15 protein-coding genes and 1 pseudogene are annotated in these 13,534 nt (G+C 60.9%); 14 read left to right on the top strand and 2 right to left on the bottom strand.

Annotated features, from left to right (window positions below; genetic code table 11):
- The first annotated feature begins 6 nt into the window (after window positions 1-6).
- The 10 genes and pseudogenes from G6P99_RS31940 to G6P99_RS31895 all read left to right on the top strand — a co-directional run bounded on the left by G6P99_RS31940 (window position 7) and on the right by G6P99_RS31895 (window position 6,652).
- Window positions 7-1,446, top strand: coding sequence for an amidase family protein (locus tag G6P99_RS31940; protein WP_165124747.1), 1,440 nt, complete (start codon window positions 7-9; stop codon window positions 1,444-1,446).
- Between the two features lie 58 nt (window positions 1,447-1,504).
- Window positions 1,505-3,227, top strand: a pseudogene (gene poxB, locus G6P99_RS31935) (ubiquinone-dependent pyruvate dehydrogenase).
- 76 nt (window positions 3,228-3,303) lie between these two features.
- Window positions 3,304-3,471, top strand: a complete 168-nt coding sequence (locus G6P99_RS31930; RefSeq protein WP_165124744.1) for a hypothetical protein — start codon at window positions 3,304-3,306, stop codon at window positions 3,469-3,471.
- Window positions 3,452-3,883 (top strand): tautomerase family protein, encoded by a 432-nt coding sequence (locus G6P99_RS31925; protein WP_165124741.1) that lies wholly within the window; start codon window positions 3,452-3,454, stop codon window positions 3,881-3,883. The genes G6P99_RS31930 and G6P99_RS31925 overlap by 20 nt, the downstream gene beginning before the upstream one ends.
- A gap of 127 nt (window positions 3,884-4,010) precedes the next feature.
- On the top strand, window positions 4,011-4,853 hold the full coding sequence (locus G6P99_RS31920) for an enoyl-CoA hydratase/isomerase family protein (protein ID WP_165124738.1): 843 nt from the start codon (window positions 4,011-4,013) through the stop codon (window positions 4,851-4,853).
- 172 nt (window positions 4,854-5,025) lie between these two features.
- Window positions 5,026-5,292 (top strand): hypothetical protein, encoded by a 267-nt coding sequence (locus G6P99_RS31915; protein WP_165124735.1) that lies wholly within the window; start codon window positions 5,026-5,028, stop codon window positions 5,290-5,292.
- Between the two features lie 66 nt (window positions 5,293-5,358).
- Complete coding sequence (locus G6P99_RS31910) at window positions 5,359-5,640, top strand: DUF4331 family protein (RefSeq protein ID WP_165124732.1); 282 nt, start codon at window positions 5,359-5,361, stop codon at window positions 5,638-5,640.
- Between the two features lie 20 nt (window positions 5,641-5,660).
- The gene (locus G6P99_RS31905; RefSeq protein ID WP_165124729.1) at window positions 5,661-5,819 is read left to right on the top strand and encodes a hypothetical protein; all 159 of its coding nucleotides are present in this window, start codon (window positions 5,661-5,663) and stop codon (window positions 5,817-5,819) included.
- 204 nt (window positions 5,820-6,023) lie between these two features.
- On the top strand, window positions 6,024-6,251 hold the full coding sequence (locus tag G6P99_RS31900; protein ID WP_165124727.1) for a hypothetical protein: 228 nt from the start codon (window positions 6,024-6,026) through the stop codon (window positions 6,249-6,251).
- Between the two features lie 80 nt (window positions 6,252-6,331).
- Entirely contained in the window at window positions 6,332-6,652 is a 321-nt protein-coding gene (locus tag G6P99_RS31895) for a hypothetical protein (protein ID WP_165124724.1), read from the top strand.
- Here the strand turns inward: G6P99_RS31895 and G6P99_RS31890 are convergent.
- Both G6P99_RS31890 and G6P99_RS31885 read right to left on the bottom strand, forming a co-directional pair.
- The gene (locus G6P99_RS31890; RefSeq protein ID WP_165124721.1) at window positions 6,649-7,278 is read right to left on the bottom strand and encodes a hypothetical protein; all 630 of its coding nucleotides are present in this window, start codon (window positions 7,276-7,278) and stop codon (window positions 6,649-6,651) included. The two genes, G6P99_RS31895 and G6P99_RS31890, sit on opposite strands and share 4 nt — an antisense overlap.
- A 432-nt stretch (window positions 7,279-7,710) precedes the next feature.
- The gene (locus G6P99_RS31885) at window positions 7,711-9,069 is read right to left on the bottom strand and encodes a tyrosine-type recombinase/integrase (RefSeq protein WP_165124718.1); all 1,359 of its coding nucleotides are present in this window, start codon (window positions 9,067-9,069) and stop codon (window positions 7,711-7,713) included.
- A gap of 730 nt (window positions 9,070-9,799) precedes the next feature.
- Here G6P99_RS31885 and G6P99_RS31880 point away from each other — a divergent pair.
- The 4 genes from G6P99_RS31880 (at window position 9,800) to G6P99_RS31865 (ending at window position 13,531) form a co-directional block, all read left to right on the top strand.
- Window positions 9,800-10,777 carry a Bug family tripartite tricarboxylate transporter substrate binding protein gene (locus tag G6P99_RS31880; RefSeq protein ID WP_371261156.1) on the top strand — a complete coding sequence of 326 codons (978 nt, stop codon included), beginning with the start codon at window positions 9,800-9,802 and terminating at the stop codon, window positions 10,775-10,777.
- A gap of 163 nt (window positions 10,778-10,940) precedes the next feature.
- Window positions 10,941-11,816, top strand: a complete 876-nt coding sequence (locus G6P99_RS31875) for an S-methyl-5'-thioadenosine phosphorylase (protein WP_165129049.1) — start codon at window positions 10,941-10,943, stop codon at window positions 11,814-11,816.
- Window positions 11,813-12,916, top strand: a complete 1,104-nt coding sequence (mtnA, locus tag G6P99_RS31870; RefSeq protein WP_165124715.1) for an S-methyl-5-thioribose-1-phosphate isomerase — start codon at window positions 11,813-11,815, stop codon at window positions 12,914-12,916. The genes G6P99_RS31875 and mtnA overlap by 4 nt, the downstream gene beginning before the upstream one ends.
- A 72-nt stretch (window positions 12,917-12,988) precedes the next feature.
- On the top strand, window positions 12,989-13,531 hold the full coding sequence (locus G6P99_RS31865) for a tripartite tricarboxylate transporter TctB family protein (RefSeq protein ID WP_165124712.1): 543 nt from the start codon (window positions 12,989-12,991) through the stop codon (window positions 13,529-13,531).
- Window positions 13,532-13,534: the final 3 nt, after the last annotated feature.

Here is a 13,534-nt window from a genome sequence, read left to right as displayed (position 1 = left end):
AAGATCATGACCGAACTCTGGCGTCTCCCGGCGACCGAATTGGCCCAGCTCGTGCGTACGCGCAAGGTCTCCGCCCGTGAGGCTTCAGAGGCTGCGCTGCAACGGCTCGATGCCGTCAACCCGAAGATCAATGCCGTCGTCGCCCACCGGCCGGATCTGGTGCTGCAACAGGCCGACCGAATCGATCAAATGGTGGCCCGTGGCGAGGACCCGGGCGCCCTGGCCGGCGTTCCCGTGACGGTGAAGGTCAACATCGATCAGGCGGGATTCGCCACCACCAACGGCACACGTCTGCAAAAGGACCTGATCGCGAAAACCAACAGCCCTGCCGTCGACAATCTGGTACGCGCCGGCGCGGTGCTGCTCGGCCGCAGCAACGCACCGACCTTTGCGTTGCGCTGGTTCACGGGCAATCTGGTCCATGGGCACACCAGCAATCCGCGCAATCGCGCGCTCACACCAGGCGGCTCGACCGGGGGCGGGGCCGCAGCCGTGACCGCCGGGATCGGCCATCTGGCCGTGGGTACCGATACCGGCGGTTCGCTGCGCTATCCGGCCTATGCCTGTGGAGTCCACGGGCTGCGGCCGACTCTCGGGCGGGTTCCGGCCTATAACGCGTCCTCTCCGGAGCGGGCCATCGGCCCGCAACTGATGTCCTCGACCGGGCCGATCGGCCGCACGGTCGAGGATCTTCGCGTTGCGCTCGCAGCAATGTCGGCTCCCGATCCTCGCGACCCCTGGTGGGTGCCGGCGCCGCTGCAAGGCCCCGCGGCGGCGCTTCGCGCAGCGATGTGCCTGCGTCCTGGTGGCTTGCCGATCGTCAAGGAGGTCGAAGCCGCTGTACTCGACGCCGGACGAAGGCTTGCCGATGCCGGATGGCAGGTTGGAGAAATCGAGGATGTCCCTTCGTTAGACGAGGCTGCCGGCGTGCAGGAGCGTTTGTGGCTCGGCAACGGCTTTGCGGAACTGTCGGAGGCCGCCGCGCGTGATGGCGATCCCGGTGCGCTCGCGGTTGTCTCGGCATTTCGCACCAGGGCCGCGACATTTGGCGGCGATTTGGTCGCCGGCGCGCTTCTGCAGCGCGCCACCGTGACGCGCGAATGGCGGCTGTTCCTCGCCGAGCACCCGGTGCTGTTGCTGCCGGTTTCGGCTGAACTGCCGTTTCCCGACGGGCTCGACCTTGAGGGCGAGGCAGGCTTCTGGCGCGTTTGGAAGGCGCAGCTCGTGCAGAGAGGGCTGCCGGCCATGGGGCTGCCAAGCCTGACCGTCTCGACCAACTTGATAGGCTCCACCCCGGTCGGCGTAGAAATCGTCGCCGGTCACTTCCGGGAAGATCTGTGTTTGCTCGCGGGCAAGGCAATCGAGGCTCGCGGTACACCCGTCGCCCCGATCGATCCCGTGACAATCCCGGCGAGGGCAGGGACATTATCGGAGAAAACCGCCTGACGCTCCCGCGATGCTCGCCCGTCAAGCAACCAATAGTTCTTCATTCCTGGAGAAGACCATGAAAGCGGCTGACGTTATCACGCAAATGCTCCATTCGGTCGGCGTCCGCCGTATCTATGGCGTCGCGGGCGATAGTCTCAACGGAATCACGGAATCGTTGCGCCGTCGTGGCGATATCGATTGGATCCATACCAGGCATGAGGAAGCCGCCGCATTCGCCGCCGGCGCGGAAGCGCATCTGACCGGCGATCTCGCCGTCTGTGCCGGCAGCTGTGGCCCCGGCAATCTGCACCTGATCAACGGCCTTTTTGATTGTCATCGCTCGCGAGTGCCAGTGTTGGCGATTGCGGCGCATATTCCGAGCGTGGAAATCGGCCGCGGCTATTTCCAGGAGACACATCCCGAATCGCTGTTCCGTGAGTGCAGCCATTACTGCGAACTCGTCTCGCATCCGGAACAGCTTCCCTCTGTCATGGAGTCGGCAATCCGGGCGGCGGTTGGTCATCGCGGCGTGGCCGTCGTCGTGATTCCCGGTGACGTGGCGCTGCAGTCGTTGTCTGCACCGGTCTCCTCCGGTAGCTCGATCGCGATTCGTCAGCCGGTCGTGATTCCGGCGGCGGACGATCTCGACGCGTTAGCCGCACTGCTTAATGAAAGCAAGCGGATAACGCTGCTGTGCGGGCGAGGCTGCGCCGGTGCGCACGAGATGTTGCTAAGACTGGCTGATACGCTGAAATCGCCGATCGTGCATGCCTTGGGCGGCAAGGAATATGTCGAATACGATAATCCCTTCGACGTCGGCATGACTGGTTTGATCGGCTTCAGCTCCGGCTATCACGCCATGCTGGATTGCGACACGCTGTTAATGCTGGGTACTGATTTTCCGTACCGGCAATTCTACCCGACCAATTCAAAGATCGCGCAAATCGACATTCGTCCGGAGAATCTGGGACGACGCACGCGGCTGGACCAGGGTGTCGTCGGCGATGTGGCCGCGACAATTGGTGCGCTGTTGCCCAAGCTAAAGACCAAGACCGACCGGTCCCACCTCGATGACGGGCTTGCCAATTATCGCGAGGCACGCGCAGGCCTCGACGAACTCGCGACTGGAAAGCCCGGCCGCAGGCCGATCCACCCGCAATACGTCGCCAGGCTGATCGACGAACACGCCGCCGATGATGCGGTATTCACCTTCGATGTGGGCACACCGACCATTTGGGCGGCGCGCTATTTGAAGATGAACGGCCGCCGCCGGATGATCGGATCACTCGCACACGGCTCGATGGCCAATGCGATGCCGCAGGCGATCGGCGCGCAGGCCGCTTTTCCGGGGCGGCAGGTCATCAGCCTGTCGGGAGACGGCGGTTTCGCCATGTTGATGGGCGACTTCCTGACCCTGGTGCAGCAAAAGCTGCCTGTCAAAATCGTCGTGTTCGACAATCACGTATTGGGGTTTGTCGCACTGGAAATGAAGGCCAGCGGGTTTCTGGAGATCGGAATCCTCTCTGACCAATCCAGATTTTGCGGCGATGGCCCGGGCCATCGGCGTTCATGCCCGGCGCGTTGAGGACCCCGATGAACTGGAGGACGCCATCAAGGACGTTTTCGCACATGACGGACCGGCGCTGCTCGACGTGGTGACGAATACTCAAGAGTTAGCCATGCCTCCGAGCATCAAACTGGAGCAGGTGAGGGGCTTCGGTCTTTGGGCCATGCACGCCGTCATCAGCGGGCGTGGCACCGAATTGATCGACGTGGCGCGGACCAATCTGTTGCGCTGAAGGCTACTTGATTGGGCAGGCATGCTCGCGGCGGTGGCCTCAGCAACGATCGACCAGCACGCTCAGGAGAATTGCGATGGTACTCACCCACCAGCCAGGTGAAGCCGCTTTCAGATCAATCCTGCCGGAAGACATCGACTGGAAGCCGTTCGCGGCGTTCCCGCCGACGGTTCGGCTGGTACCGCATACTAAGATCAATCGTCCTCAAACGAGAAAGGCCCGCCATGCCGCTCCTGCGTTTTGATCTTGTCGAGGGCCGTTCTGAATCGGAAATCAGGAAGATTCTCGATGCGACCCATGAGGTCCTGCTCGAGACCCTCAAGGTGCCGAAGCACGATCGCTACCAGGTTGTACACGAGCACAAGCGGTCTCGCATAGTCGTTGAAGACACCGGTTTGGGATTTGTCCGGTCTGACCACGTGCTCCTGCTTCAAGTCACCAGCCGCCCGCGAAGCCGCGAAATGAAGGAAAATTTCTATCGCTTACTGGTTGAAAGACTTGCCACGCGCTGTGGAATTTCCCCGGACGATGTCATCGTGAATTTTGTAACGAATGCCGATGAAGATTGGTCATTCGGCGCTGGTCGGGCGCAGTTTCTGACCGGAGAGCTTTCGACGGGCCTGCAAGCCGAAGCCCGTATTGGGTCACCAGCATGAACCTAAACGCCAATATTTCGGTTCCGGCAGTCAACGCGATCACCGCCTTTGCAAATCGCGCATCGGTGAGGGCTCTGAGGCCGCGCAGCTTCCTCTATAGCGCTCATCCTCGTTTCAAGGTGTTCAAATGAGCAAGTCCACAAGCATTCGGCAGATCAGACTTGAGCGCAGTTCGCCGTCTTACTGGCGAGTGACGTTTGATCTTCCGCCCCTGAATATTTTCGGTCCGATTGAGATCCCAAAATTGGAGACGATCATCAAGTCGATCGAAACCGATGAGCGTGTGAAGGTGGTGGTCTTTGACAGCGCGATCGAAGGGTTTTTTCTGACCCACTATGATTTCCTGGCGAAGCTCGAGGAAACAACGAGTCTGCCCTTGGGCGCGACCGGCCTGCAGCCTCTGCCCGATATGCTGGCGCGCCTGAGCCGCGCTCCGGTTGTCTCGATCGCGTCAATTCGCGGGCGAGCAACTGGAGTGGGCAGCGAACTTGCTTTGGCCAGCGACTTGCGGTTCGCGAGTCGAGAAAAGGCAATTCTTTCGCAATGGGAAGTTGGCGCCGGACTGGTGCCAGGCGGCGGCCCGATGGCGAGATTGCCGCGTCTGATGGGTCGTGGCCGAGCTTTGGAAGTGTTGCTGGGTGCCGACGATATCGATGGCGATCTTGCACAGCTCTACGGTTACGTGAATCGTTCGCTGCCAGATTCCGAGCTCGACGGATTTGTCGATGCGCTTGCAATGAGGATTGCGTCGTTCGACAAACAGGCAATCGCTGATACGAAGCGATTGGTCGACATTGCGAGCTTGCCTTCAGACGCAGAAATCCGGCCAGAATGGACCGCATTCGTCTCTTCCTTGCAGCGTCCGGCTACGCAGGCAAGAATTGGCAAGTTGATGGAGCTTGGCTTCCACAAGCCGGGCGATGTGGAAGCACGTCTCGGCTATTACGTTGGCCAACTCGGAAATCAATAGCCCGTAACAAAGGCTGCGTGTTGCTCTGGCGCACACATCACCGCACGGAATGTGGCGGAACCACGGAAGCGAACGTCGCAGTAAGAACCGCTTATGGACCGAGCAGACATTCTCTCAGCACTACTGAATGTCCGCACCCGCGCCGCGGATAATCGTATGCTAGGACCAACGTATGCGGGATTTTGGAGAGTATTTGCGAGCCTATCGAGCCTATGTCTTGGCCAATCTTGGTTGGCGTAAAGCTCTTATGGGTGCACTTGTATGGCTTGCTGGAATGTTGGCGCCGCTTTGGGCAAAGGCATTAGTGACGGTGCCGCACTGGGTGGCGATCATGTGGATGATTGGTTGGGTGTTGGTACGTAATATTTTTGCGCCTTACGGAATGTGGAAACACCACCGCGCTCAAATCCCAAGCTCAGGTCAGTCGGACGGTAAGTAGTCGCGCTGCGCTGGCGCACCGCGTCTGTAACCAATCATGATCGCAACTCGCTCGGAGACCTCTTCCATGTCGCACCATTATTCCGGACCCAACATTGGATTTCCCCATGGCGATGCCCGTCTTGACTTGACGGACCTGTATGCCTTTCCGACTCCGGGCAACGTTGGCAAGTCGATCCTGATCATGAACGCGCATCCATCCTCAAGCCTCCGTCCGCCTGGACAGATCAGCTTGGAGCCCTTCGCGACTGACGCGTTGTACGAGTTCAAGACTGACACCAACGGCGATTCTTTCGCCGATACGATCGCGCGTCTACCGACCGGTCTATCCGGAGTGAGGAACATTTGAATCGCTAAGGAATTCGGACCGTGGAACAGGTCGGCGACCGGCTCGGCACGAAGTTGTTGATATTGGTGCTGAGCGTCATTGCAGGCAGCGTGGACGTGATCGGGTTCCTCGGGCTCAACTGGGGTGGCCTTATTGCTTTGTTTTGTGGGAATGCGCCGGTTGATCGCATGCCCCACTGATCTCGGCTGTGCTTGGTATGGCGGCTTTGCCGACGAGCCACCTAACTGGGATGAGCTGCTCGAGAAAGCCTCACCAACCCTGAAGTCGATACGCCCGCACATCGCGCAGTGCGTCCAGCTCTATGCGTTGCAGGAGCGGCTGCACGCTGTTCGCCACAGTCAATCGTGATGCCCACCACCATCATCATAAATAGGAGTGAACCCATGTTCTTTCTCTCCCTGCCAGTCACTGTGAAGGTCGGCGACACTGCCGATTGCAAGATCAACGGCGAACCCAAGCGAGTCACTTATAGAGATGCACAAACGCTCGTAATCGAGCCTGATGATGCGCGCACCATCATTGATGTGCAGAACGACGGCAAGTTGCGTCATTTTACTTGCGGCGATTCCGAGGCTGATGGTGGCACGGGAGGAATCACTGTCATCAGATGATGCTCACCAACAATATCATCATCGCGGCATGGGTGTTGTGGTTGCTATTCGCCGCGTTTGTGATTCTATCGAGGTGAACCATGAACAAGCTGCTCTGGATCGTGGACTATGTGCGTTTTGGTGACTTGCTCCGAGCGCCTATTGAAAAAGGCGTTTACGAGATTACCCCCGAGGCCGATCTCATCAAGCGGAGGTGGACCTTCCTTGGTTACACCGTTCGCTTCGTGAAGCTGCAGCGCGACGATCCCGAATGCACGGGTAGTACGGGTGATGCCGAGGATAAAGACGTCCGCATCATCGCAACCGAAGTGAAGACCTCCGCTGAAGCCAAGGGACTGGCAGAGGCGGATTTCAAGCGACGGCATGTGACTGTTCAGCTGTCGACATTCGAGAAGCCTTAAACGGGAGAGGCCGATGTTCGCGACCTGGCCGCCTTGCTGTTCGCCTTGGGAGCTTTTCGACGAGCGATCATTTGATCGCGGAGCTGTTGCGGCAGTAGTTGTGGTGTTTCGCGAAACTGAAGACTGTGGAAGCCATCGTCAAGGATCAAGAGGCCGTCTCTTACGGCTATCAGGTCCTTCGAAAGGTCCCAGATATCCGCTGCGCTGGTGTTCGTATATTCCCTAGTTGTTAGGGCCGGAGGCTTGTGAGATTGCGGCTTCTCAACTCGCGTCTTTTCGGTCCTGCGCAATACTATCGTGTCAACCATGGTCACGCGCCAACCGTCATGAACATAGCGATTGCGCTTCGGCATGATGTGACTTTGAATATCGACGAGGATTGAGTCTAAGTCGGTGTACCAATCAGTTGGAGCCTTCCTGCTAACGGCTAGTCCCCTTGCTAGGGTGAGCTTTTTTGCTAGGTCGATCTGGTTGGCGAAAAGATCGAACGTTTCGCCTTTGAGTCCAGCCATGCGGCTGATGAGTTGTGTCAGTATGCTTTCGAGTTCGGCATAGTAGATGCACAAATAACCAATGGCGCTTGCGTGATCGGCGAGTTCTTTGGGGCCGAGGGATTTTGATGTCATGAGAAAATTCCAAGTAAGGAATTACAAGCATTCGGATTGTGCCCCTCAACTTAACCAATTTTAGAGTTGCGGTTGCACTTAGCGGCTGTGCCGTCCGGTGAATTCCGGGGATTGGAACGAAAAAACCCGGCAGCCAATGAAGGCCACCGGGTGAATGCAAGGTCGGATAATCCGGAAAACTACGGGAATTTACGCCGCCATCGGCAGCTCAGCCTCCTTGATCCACGTCAACGGTCCCTCATCTCGACGCGAGATGATCCGCCTATGACTCCCGACGACGAACCGCCAGCTCGGCCGAAACCTAAGCCTGCCCCCGAGGAAAGGGCGCGGCGGATGGACGAGGCGCGGGCTAACATCGAGGAATACATTGACGACTTGCGGCAACTGATCAAGAAGCTCCGGCAGCAGTGGCATTAAGTGCGGAGCGGGACATCACGCCGCCATCCGCATCTCAGCATCGGCCGCCCCGATGATCCGCCGCAACTCGGCGGCCCATGGGTCGAGCACTTCGCGCTTCCTCAGCACCCGGTTGCGCGTCGCCAGATTGTAGACCCGGTTCGTGACCGCTGGCAGCGGCTTGCCGTGCTCGTCCTTATTCGCCTGATGGTCGAGACAGAGCGAGATGCCAGCCTCCGACAGGCCAAGCTCGCCGCACATCGTTGCCGCCGTTCGCCGCAGATCGTGCGTCGTGAACGGCTTGAGCCCGAGCAGGTCGCAGATGCCGGGCGTCTTCACCTTGCCGTTCTTGTGCTTGGTGCCCTTCAGCGCGCCTGACATCGCCTGACGTGCCAACGGCGCGTTACCGAAGCGGCCGGTGAACGCGTAATCGTAATTGCCCATCGCTTCCCGGATGATCTCCAGCGCGAGATCAGACAGCGGCTGGTTGATGATCCGGCGCTTCTTGACCCGGTTGGCCGGGATATCGACGGTGCCCTCGCTGGTGTTGATCTCGTCGCGGTGAATCGGCAGCAGTTCACCGGACCGCAGCATCGTTACCAGCGCGAACTTGAGCGCCAGCCGCGTGGTGCGATCCCACGGCAAGTCGGTGCGGCCGAGGCCATGCCAGAAAACCCTGATCTCGTCGGCCGACAACACCCGCGTGCGCGGATGCTCCTCGTCGAGCTTCGGCAGGTTGATGCACGGCGAGGCGCTGACATAGTCGCGACCCGCTTCCGCCGCCCAGTTGAACAGGCCGGAAGCCGCCCGGCGCATGTGGCGAGCGTTGGCTACCGACGCCTTGCCGCCGTGCTTGCCAGCGACGATGTCATTCGAGAGCGTCGCAATGTGGTGCTTGGTCACCTCGCTGGCGATCATCTTGCCGAGGCGCGGGACGACAAAGTTGCGCAGATGGCGGGTGACGCCTTCCCAGCTCTCGATCCGAGGCCGCATCTCGCCGTCCCGCTTCAGCACCTTCGCCCCCATCCACGTGATCCGCTCCTCGACGATCTCGGCAACGGTCTTGCCGCGTGCGATTTTGACAACCTTGGTCTGGCGCAACTGCGCGACCAGCGCCGCTGGGGTCATCGCCTTCAGCGCATAGACCTTGCTGCGGGCGTCATCGACGGTGAAGGTCTCCGGATTGTAGACGCCGAGCACGGTCGAGCGCTGCTTGCCGGTCTGCTTGTCGGTGAATTTGAAGTTGAAGGTCGCCGTGCCTGCCGGGAGGATGCTGGCGTAGAGGCCGGGGCACTTGCGGTCGTAGACCTTGGTGCGCTCGGTGACGTGCCGCTGACAGATACGGTCGGTGAGGACGACACTGCTGCGCTTGGTGGTTGTGGTGATCGTCGTCATGGTGCTTTGGCTCCCTGAAAGGGCCTAGGTCCCGGCCCTAGATTTGGCGAAGCCCGCAGAAACAGCCCGCAACAAGCCTAATCCTAGAGGCCTGTTTTCATAGGGTTTTCTTAGTTTCGGCGTGTTTCACCGAGTGCCAAAATATAGTCGTGTGGTCCTGACGCCCCAGCGGTAGGTGTCCCCTCGCAAAACGCGCAAGCGTTTTTGCGAGGGCGGTGACAACGAAGCCCGGTCTCGCCGGGGAGAGCACGAAATAAGCCGTAACCCATCGCGCAGGGAAAGCCGGAGTTCCCGGTGACACCTGTGGTCCTACCTCCCGTGCTTCCTGCTGCACGGGACCCATGAGTGCGATCGGCACCTGGCTTTCCCTGCGCCCTCTGATTGATTGAGGGCGGAACGAAGAGCAAAGCTCGGACGATTCATGTCGCGAGAAGGCGGACTCGCATCCTCAGTTTTACCCCCGTCATCCTGAGGAGCCGCGAAGCGGCGTCTCGAAGGATCGACACCGGTTGGTGGCCGTGCATCCTTCGAGACGCGCTACGCGCTCCTCAGGATGACGGGACTGCTAATGTCAGTGCAAACCGACACACCCACCTCATTCCAAAGTCATAGGTGCTGCGGCAGTTCGCAGCTTGAACTCACCCGCATTCTCAGCACAATGACGGCACCCGCCAATTCGCAGGTTTTCGCCAAGCCGAACAAATAGATAGGGAAGAAACACGTGGGACAGATTGTGAAAACCACGGCTGCCATCGCGGCCCTGCTGCTGAGCACGCCGGCCTTTGCCGGCTGGGAGCCGAGCAAGCCGGTCGAGATCGTGGTTGCGGCGGGTGCCGGTGGCGCCTCCGACCAGATGGCGCGGATGATGCAGGCGGCGATCCAGAAGAACAATCTGATGAAGCAGCCGATGGTGGTGTCGCTGAAGGGCGGCGCGTCGGGTGCGGAAGCGCTGATGTACATGAAGTCGAGCGAAGGCGATCCCAACAAAGTGCTGATCGCCTATTCGTTGATCTACATGCTGCCGCTGTCGGCGAAAATTCCCTTCAACTGGCGCGACCTCACGCCGGTGTCGGTGATTGCGCTCGACCAGTTCGTGTTGTGGGACAATGCAACGGGTCCCAAGACCGTGAAGGAGTTTATCGAGGCCGCCAAGGCGGCAAGCGCACCGTTCAAGATGGGCGGGACGGGCTCCAAGCGCGAAGATCACGTGCTGACCGTGTTCATGGAGCAGAAGACCGGCGCAAAATTCTCCTACCTGCCGTACAAGTCCGGCGGCGAGGCCGCGACCCAGCTGGTCGGCGGCCACACCGAGTCCAACGTCAACAATCCCAGCGAGAACCTCGAAGTCTGGCGGGCCGGACAGGTCCGCGCGCTCTGCGTGTTCGACAAGGAGCGGATCTCCTACAAGACCAAGGTCACCGAGACGCAGTCCTGGAACGACATCCCGACCTGCAAGGAAGAGGGGCTCGACGTGCAGTATCTGATGCTGCGCGCGATGTTCCTGCCGGGCAAGGTCACGCAGGAGCAGCAGGCGTTCTACGCCGATCTGTTCCAGAAGGTGACGCAGACGGCGGAATACAAGGACTACATGGAGAAGCAGGCGCTGAAGCCGATCTTCCTCACCGGCAAGGACATGATCGAGTTCCTCGAGGATGACGACAAGGTCAATGCCTCGCTGATGAATGCGGCGGGCTTCGTCGCAAAATAGCGGTCGTGGTTTGCTTTACCTTCAGGCCGGAATTGGCTTGCAAGCGGTGGCGGCGCAGTGATTATTGCGCCGCAGTGTGGCCGAACGTCCGGCGAGCCCGATCGGGCTGGGTCAACCCTCCGTCGCCGTTGCGGGACCGTGAGGAGCGATCATGACCAAAGCCGTGACCAAAGCCGTTCTTGGGATCATCGGCGGATCCGGCATCTACGACCTGCCGGGCCTGGAAAATGTCCGCGAGGAAGCGATCACGAGCCCGTGGGGCGAGCCGTCGGCGCCACTGCGCCGCGGCGAGATGGCGGGACTGCCGATCGTGTTCCTGCCGCGGCACGGCCAGGGACACGCGCTGTCGCCGTCCGACATCAACTATCGCGCCAATATCGACGTGCTGAAGCGGGCAGGGGTTACCGACCTCGTCGCATTGTCCGCATGCGGCTCGTTCAAGGAAGAGCTGCCGCCGGGCACTTTTGTGCTGGTCGACCAGTTCGTCGATCGCACCCACAAGCGCGAGAGCTCGTTCTTCGGCAAGGGCTGCGTCGCGCATGTCTCGATGGCGCATCCGGTGTCGCCGTTGCTGGCGAAGCATCTCGCAGCCGCTGCCGAGGCCGAGCGCATCGCGTTTGCGCGTGGCGGCACCTATCTCTGCATGGAGGGGCCGCAATTCTCCTCGCTCGCCGAAAGCCTGACCTACAAGGCGCAGGGCTATTCGGTGATCGGCATGACCAACATGCCGGAAGCCAAGCTCGCCCGCGAGGCCGAGATTTGCTACGCCAGCGTGGCGATGGTCACCGACTTCGACTGCTGGCATCCGGCCCATGATGCCGTGACGGTGCAGGATATCATCCGCGTGCTGAATTCGAACGCCGAGAAGGCAAAGGCACTGGTCGCGCGTCTGGCGCGGGATTTCCCGCGCGAGCATGAGCCGTGTCCGATCGGCTCGGACCGTGCACTGGACACCGCGCTGATCACGGCGCCCGCGGCGCGCGATCCGCAGCTGCTTGCCAAGCTCGATGCCGTCGCCGGAAGGGTCTTGAACACATGAAGGTCGATGGACGGCATTTTCGCAGCATCTGGCTCGAGCCCGACGGCTGGTCGGTCGGTGCGATCGATCAGCGTCGGCTGCCGCATGAATTCGTCGTTGCCAGGCTCACGACCGCGGACGAGGCCGGCGAGGCGATCAGCTCGATGCTTGTGCGCGGCGCGCCACTGATCGGCGCCACCGCAGCCTACGGCATGGCGCTCGCGATACGCGCCGATGCGTCCGACGCGGCGCTGGCGCGCGCCGGCCAGATGTTGATGGCGACCCGGCCGACCGCGATCAATCTGAAGTGGGCGATCGACGAGATGCAACGCGCGCTCGCACCGCTCGCAGCGTCGGCCCGGGCGGATGCGGCCTATGCCCGCGCCCGCGAAATCGCCGACGAAGATGTCGAGATCAACCGCGATATCGGCCGCCACGGTCTCGGCCTGATCGAGCAAATCGCCGCGACGAAACGGCCGGGCGAGCCGGTGAATGTGCTGACGCATTGCAATGCCGGCTGGCTTGCAACCGTGGATTGGGGAACGGCGACATCGCCGATCTATCAGGCGCATGATCGCGGCATTCCGGTCCACGTTTGGGTCGACGAGACGCGGCCGCGCAATCAGGGCGCCTCGCTGACCGCCTGGGAGCTCGGGCATCACGGCGTGCCGCACACCGTGATCCCCGACAACACCGGTGGCCATCTGATGCAGCATCGCATGGTTGATCTCGCGATCGTTGGAACCGATCGCGTCGCCGCCAATGGCGACGTCTGCAACAAGATCGGGACCTATCTGAAAGCGCTCGCCGCGCACGACAACGGCGTGCCGTTCTACGTGGCACTGCCGTCGCCGACTATTGATTTTCGTATCGATGACGGCATCAAGCAGATTCCGATCGAGCAGCGCGCAGCCGCCGAGGTCACGCACCTCACCGGGCGCACGGCGGATGGGCGGATCGAGACCGTGCGCGTGGTGCCGGACGGCTCTTCCGTCGCCAATTTCGGCTTCGATGTGACCCCGGCCAGGCTGGTGACGGGACTGATCACCGAGCGCGGCGTCCTCAACGCTAGCCGTGCTGCACTTGCGAGCGCGTTTCCCGAACGTTCCGGCGTTAGCTGAAGGCTGCATTGACGGTGATTGCATCCGCACGCTATCCCAATCGTTGCCCTCGCAACCGAGACCGTCTCATCCATGTCCAATACCGATATTGAGATCGTCGTCGACGATCCGACCGCGCCTGAAGAGAACTCGCCTGCGGTCGTCAGCACCGGCGTGGTCGACGTCGTCGTCTCGCTGCTGTTGCTTGTGCTCGCTTTGGTGCTCGGCTGGGACAATTGGCGCACCGGCGCCTCGTGGGACTCGACCGGGCCGCAGCCGGGCTATTTTCCGTTCTATCTCGCGGTCATCCTCGGCGGCGCCAGCCTCTACGGCCTGGGCGCCGCCTTCGTCTCGCGCCGGGAAGCCGCCGAGACCTTCGTCACCCGCGCCCAGCTGCGCCGGGTGATGGCGGTGTTCGTGCCGACATTGCTGTTCTGCCTCGCCACCCAGTATCTCGGCCTCTATGTCGCGAGCTTTCTCTTGATCGCGGCCTTCATGCGCCTGGTCGGCAAGATCGCGCTGTGGAAGTCGCTGTTGACCGCCTTCGTCTTCACCGCCGTGATGTTCGTGACGTTCGACGTCGCGTTCGACGTCATCATGCCGAAAGGGCCGCTTGAGTCGGCTCTCGGCCGCTAGCCA

It is taken from the genome of Bradyrhizobium sp. 6(2017) (genome assembly GCF_011058295.2).
GTDB lineage: Bacteria > Pseudomonadota > Alphaproteobacteria > Rhizobiales > Xanthobacteraceae > Bradyrhizobium > Bradyrhizobium septentrionale.
The sequence above is the reverse complement of the archived record's forward strand: the minus strand, read 5'-3'. Positions and strand labels throughout refer to the sequence as shown.

Coding starts and splice junctions, on each gene's coding strand:
- G6P99_RS31895 (WP_165124724.1), top strand. CDS start 6,332: ATGAACAAGCTGCTCTGGATCGTGGACTATGTGCGTTTTGGTGACTTG.
- mtnA (WP_165124715.1), top strand. CDS start 11,813: ATGAAGGTCGATGGACGGCATTTTCGCAGCATCTGGCTCGAGCCCGAC.
- G6P99_RS31920 (WP_165124738.1), top strand. CDS start 4,011: ATGAGCAAGTCCACAAGCATTCGGCAGATCAGACTTGAGCGCAGTTCG.
- G6P99_RS31900 (WP_165124727.1), top strand. CDS start 6,024: ATGTTCTTTCTCTCCCTGCCAGTCACTGTGAAGGTCGGCGACACTGCC.
- G6P99_RS31890 (WP_165124721.1), bottom strand. CDS start 7,278: ATGACATCAAAATCCCTCGGCCCCAAAGAACTCGCCGATCACGCAAGC.
- G6P99_RS31910 (WP_165124732.1), top strand. CDS start 5,359: ATGTCGCACCATTATTCCGGACCCAACATTGGATTTCCCCATGGCGAT.
- G6P99_RS31930 (WP_165124744.1), top strand. CDS start 3,304: ATGGTACTCACCCACCAGCCAGGTGAAGCCGCTTTCAGATCAATCCTG.
- G6P99_RS31940 (WP_165124747.1), top strand. CDS start 7: ATGACCGAACTCTGGCGTCTCCCGGCGACCGAATTGGCCCAGCTCGTG.
- G6P99_RS31885 (WP_165124718.1), bottom strand. CDS start 9,069: ATGACGACGATCACCACAACCACCAAGCGCAGCAGTGTCGTCCTCACC.
- G6P99_RS31925 (WP_165124741.1), top strand. CDS start 3,452: ATGCCGCTCCTGCGTTTTGATCTTGTCGAGGGCCGTTCTGAATCGGAA.
- G6P99_RS31865 (WP_165124712.1), top strand. CDS start 12,989: ATGTCCAATACCGATATTGAGATCGTCGTCGACGATCCGACCGCGCCT.
- G6P99_RS31915 (WP_165124735.1), top strand. CDS start 5,026: ATGCGGGATTTTGGAGAGTATTTGCGAGCCTATCGAGCCTATGTCTTG.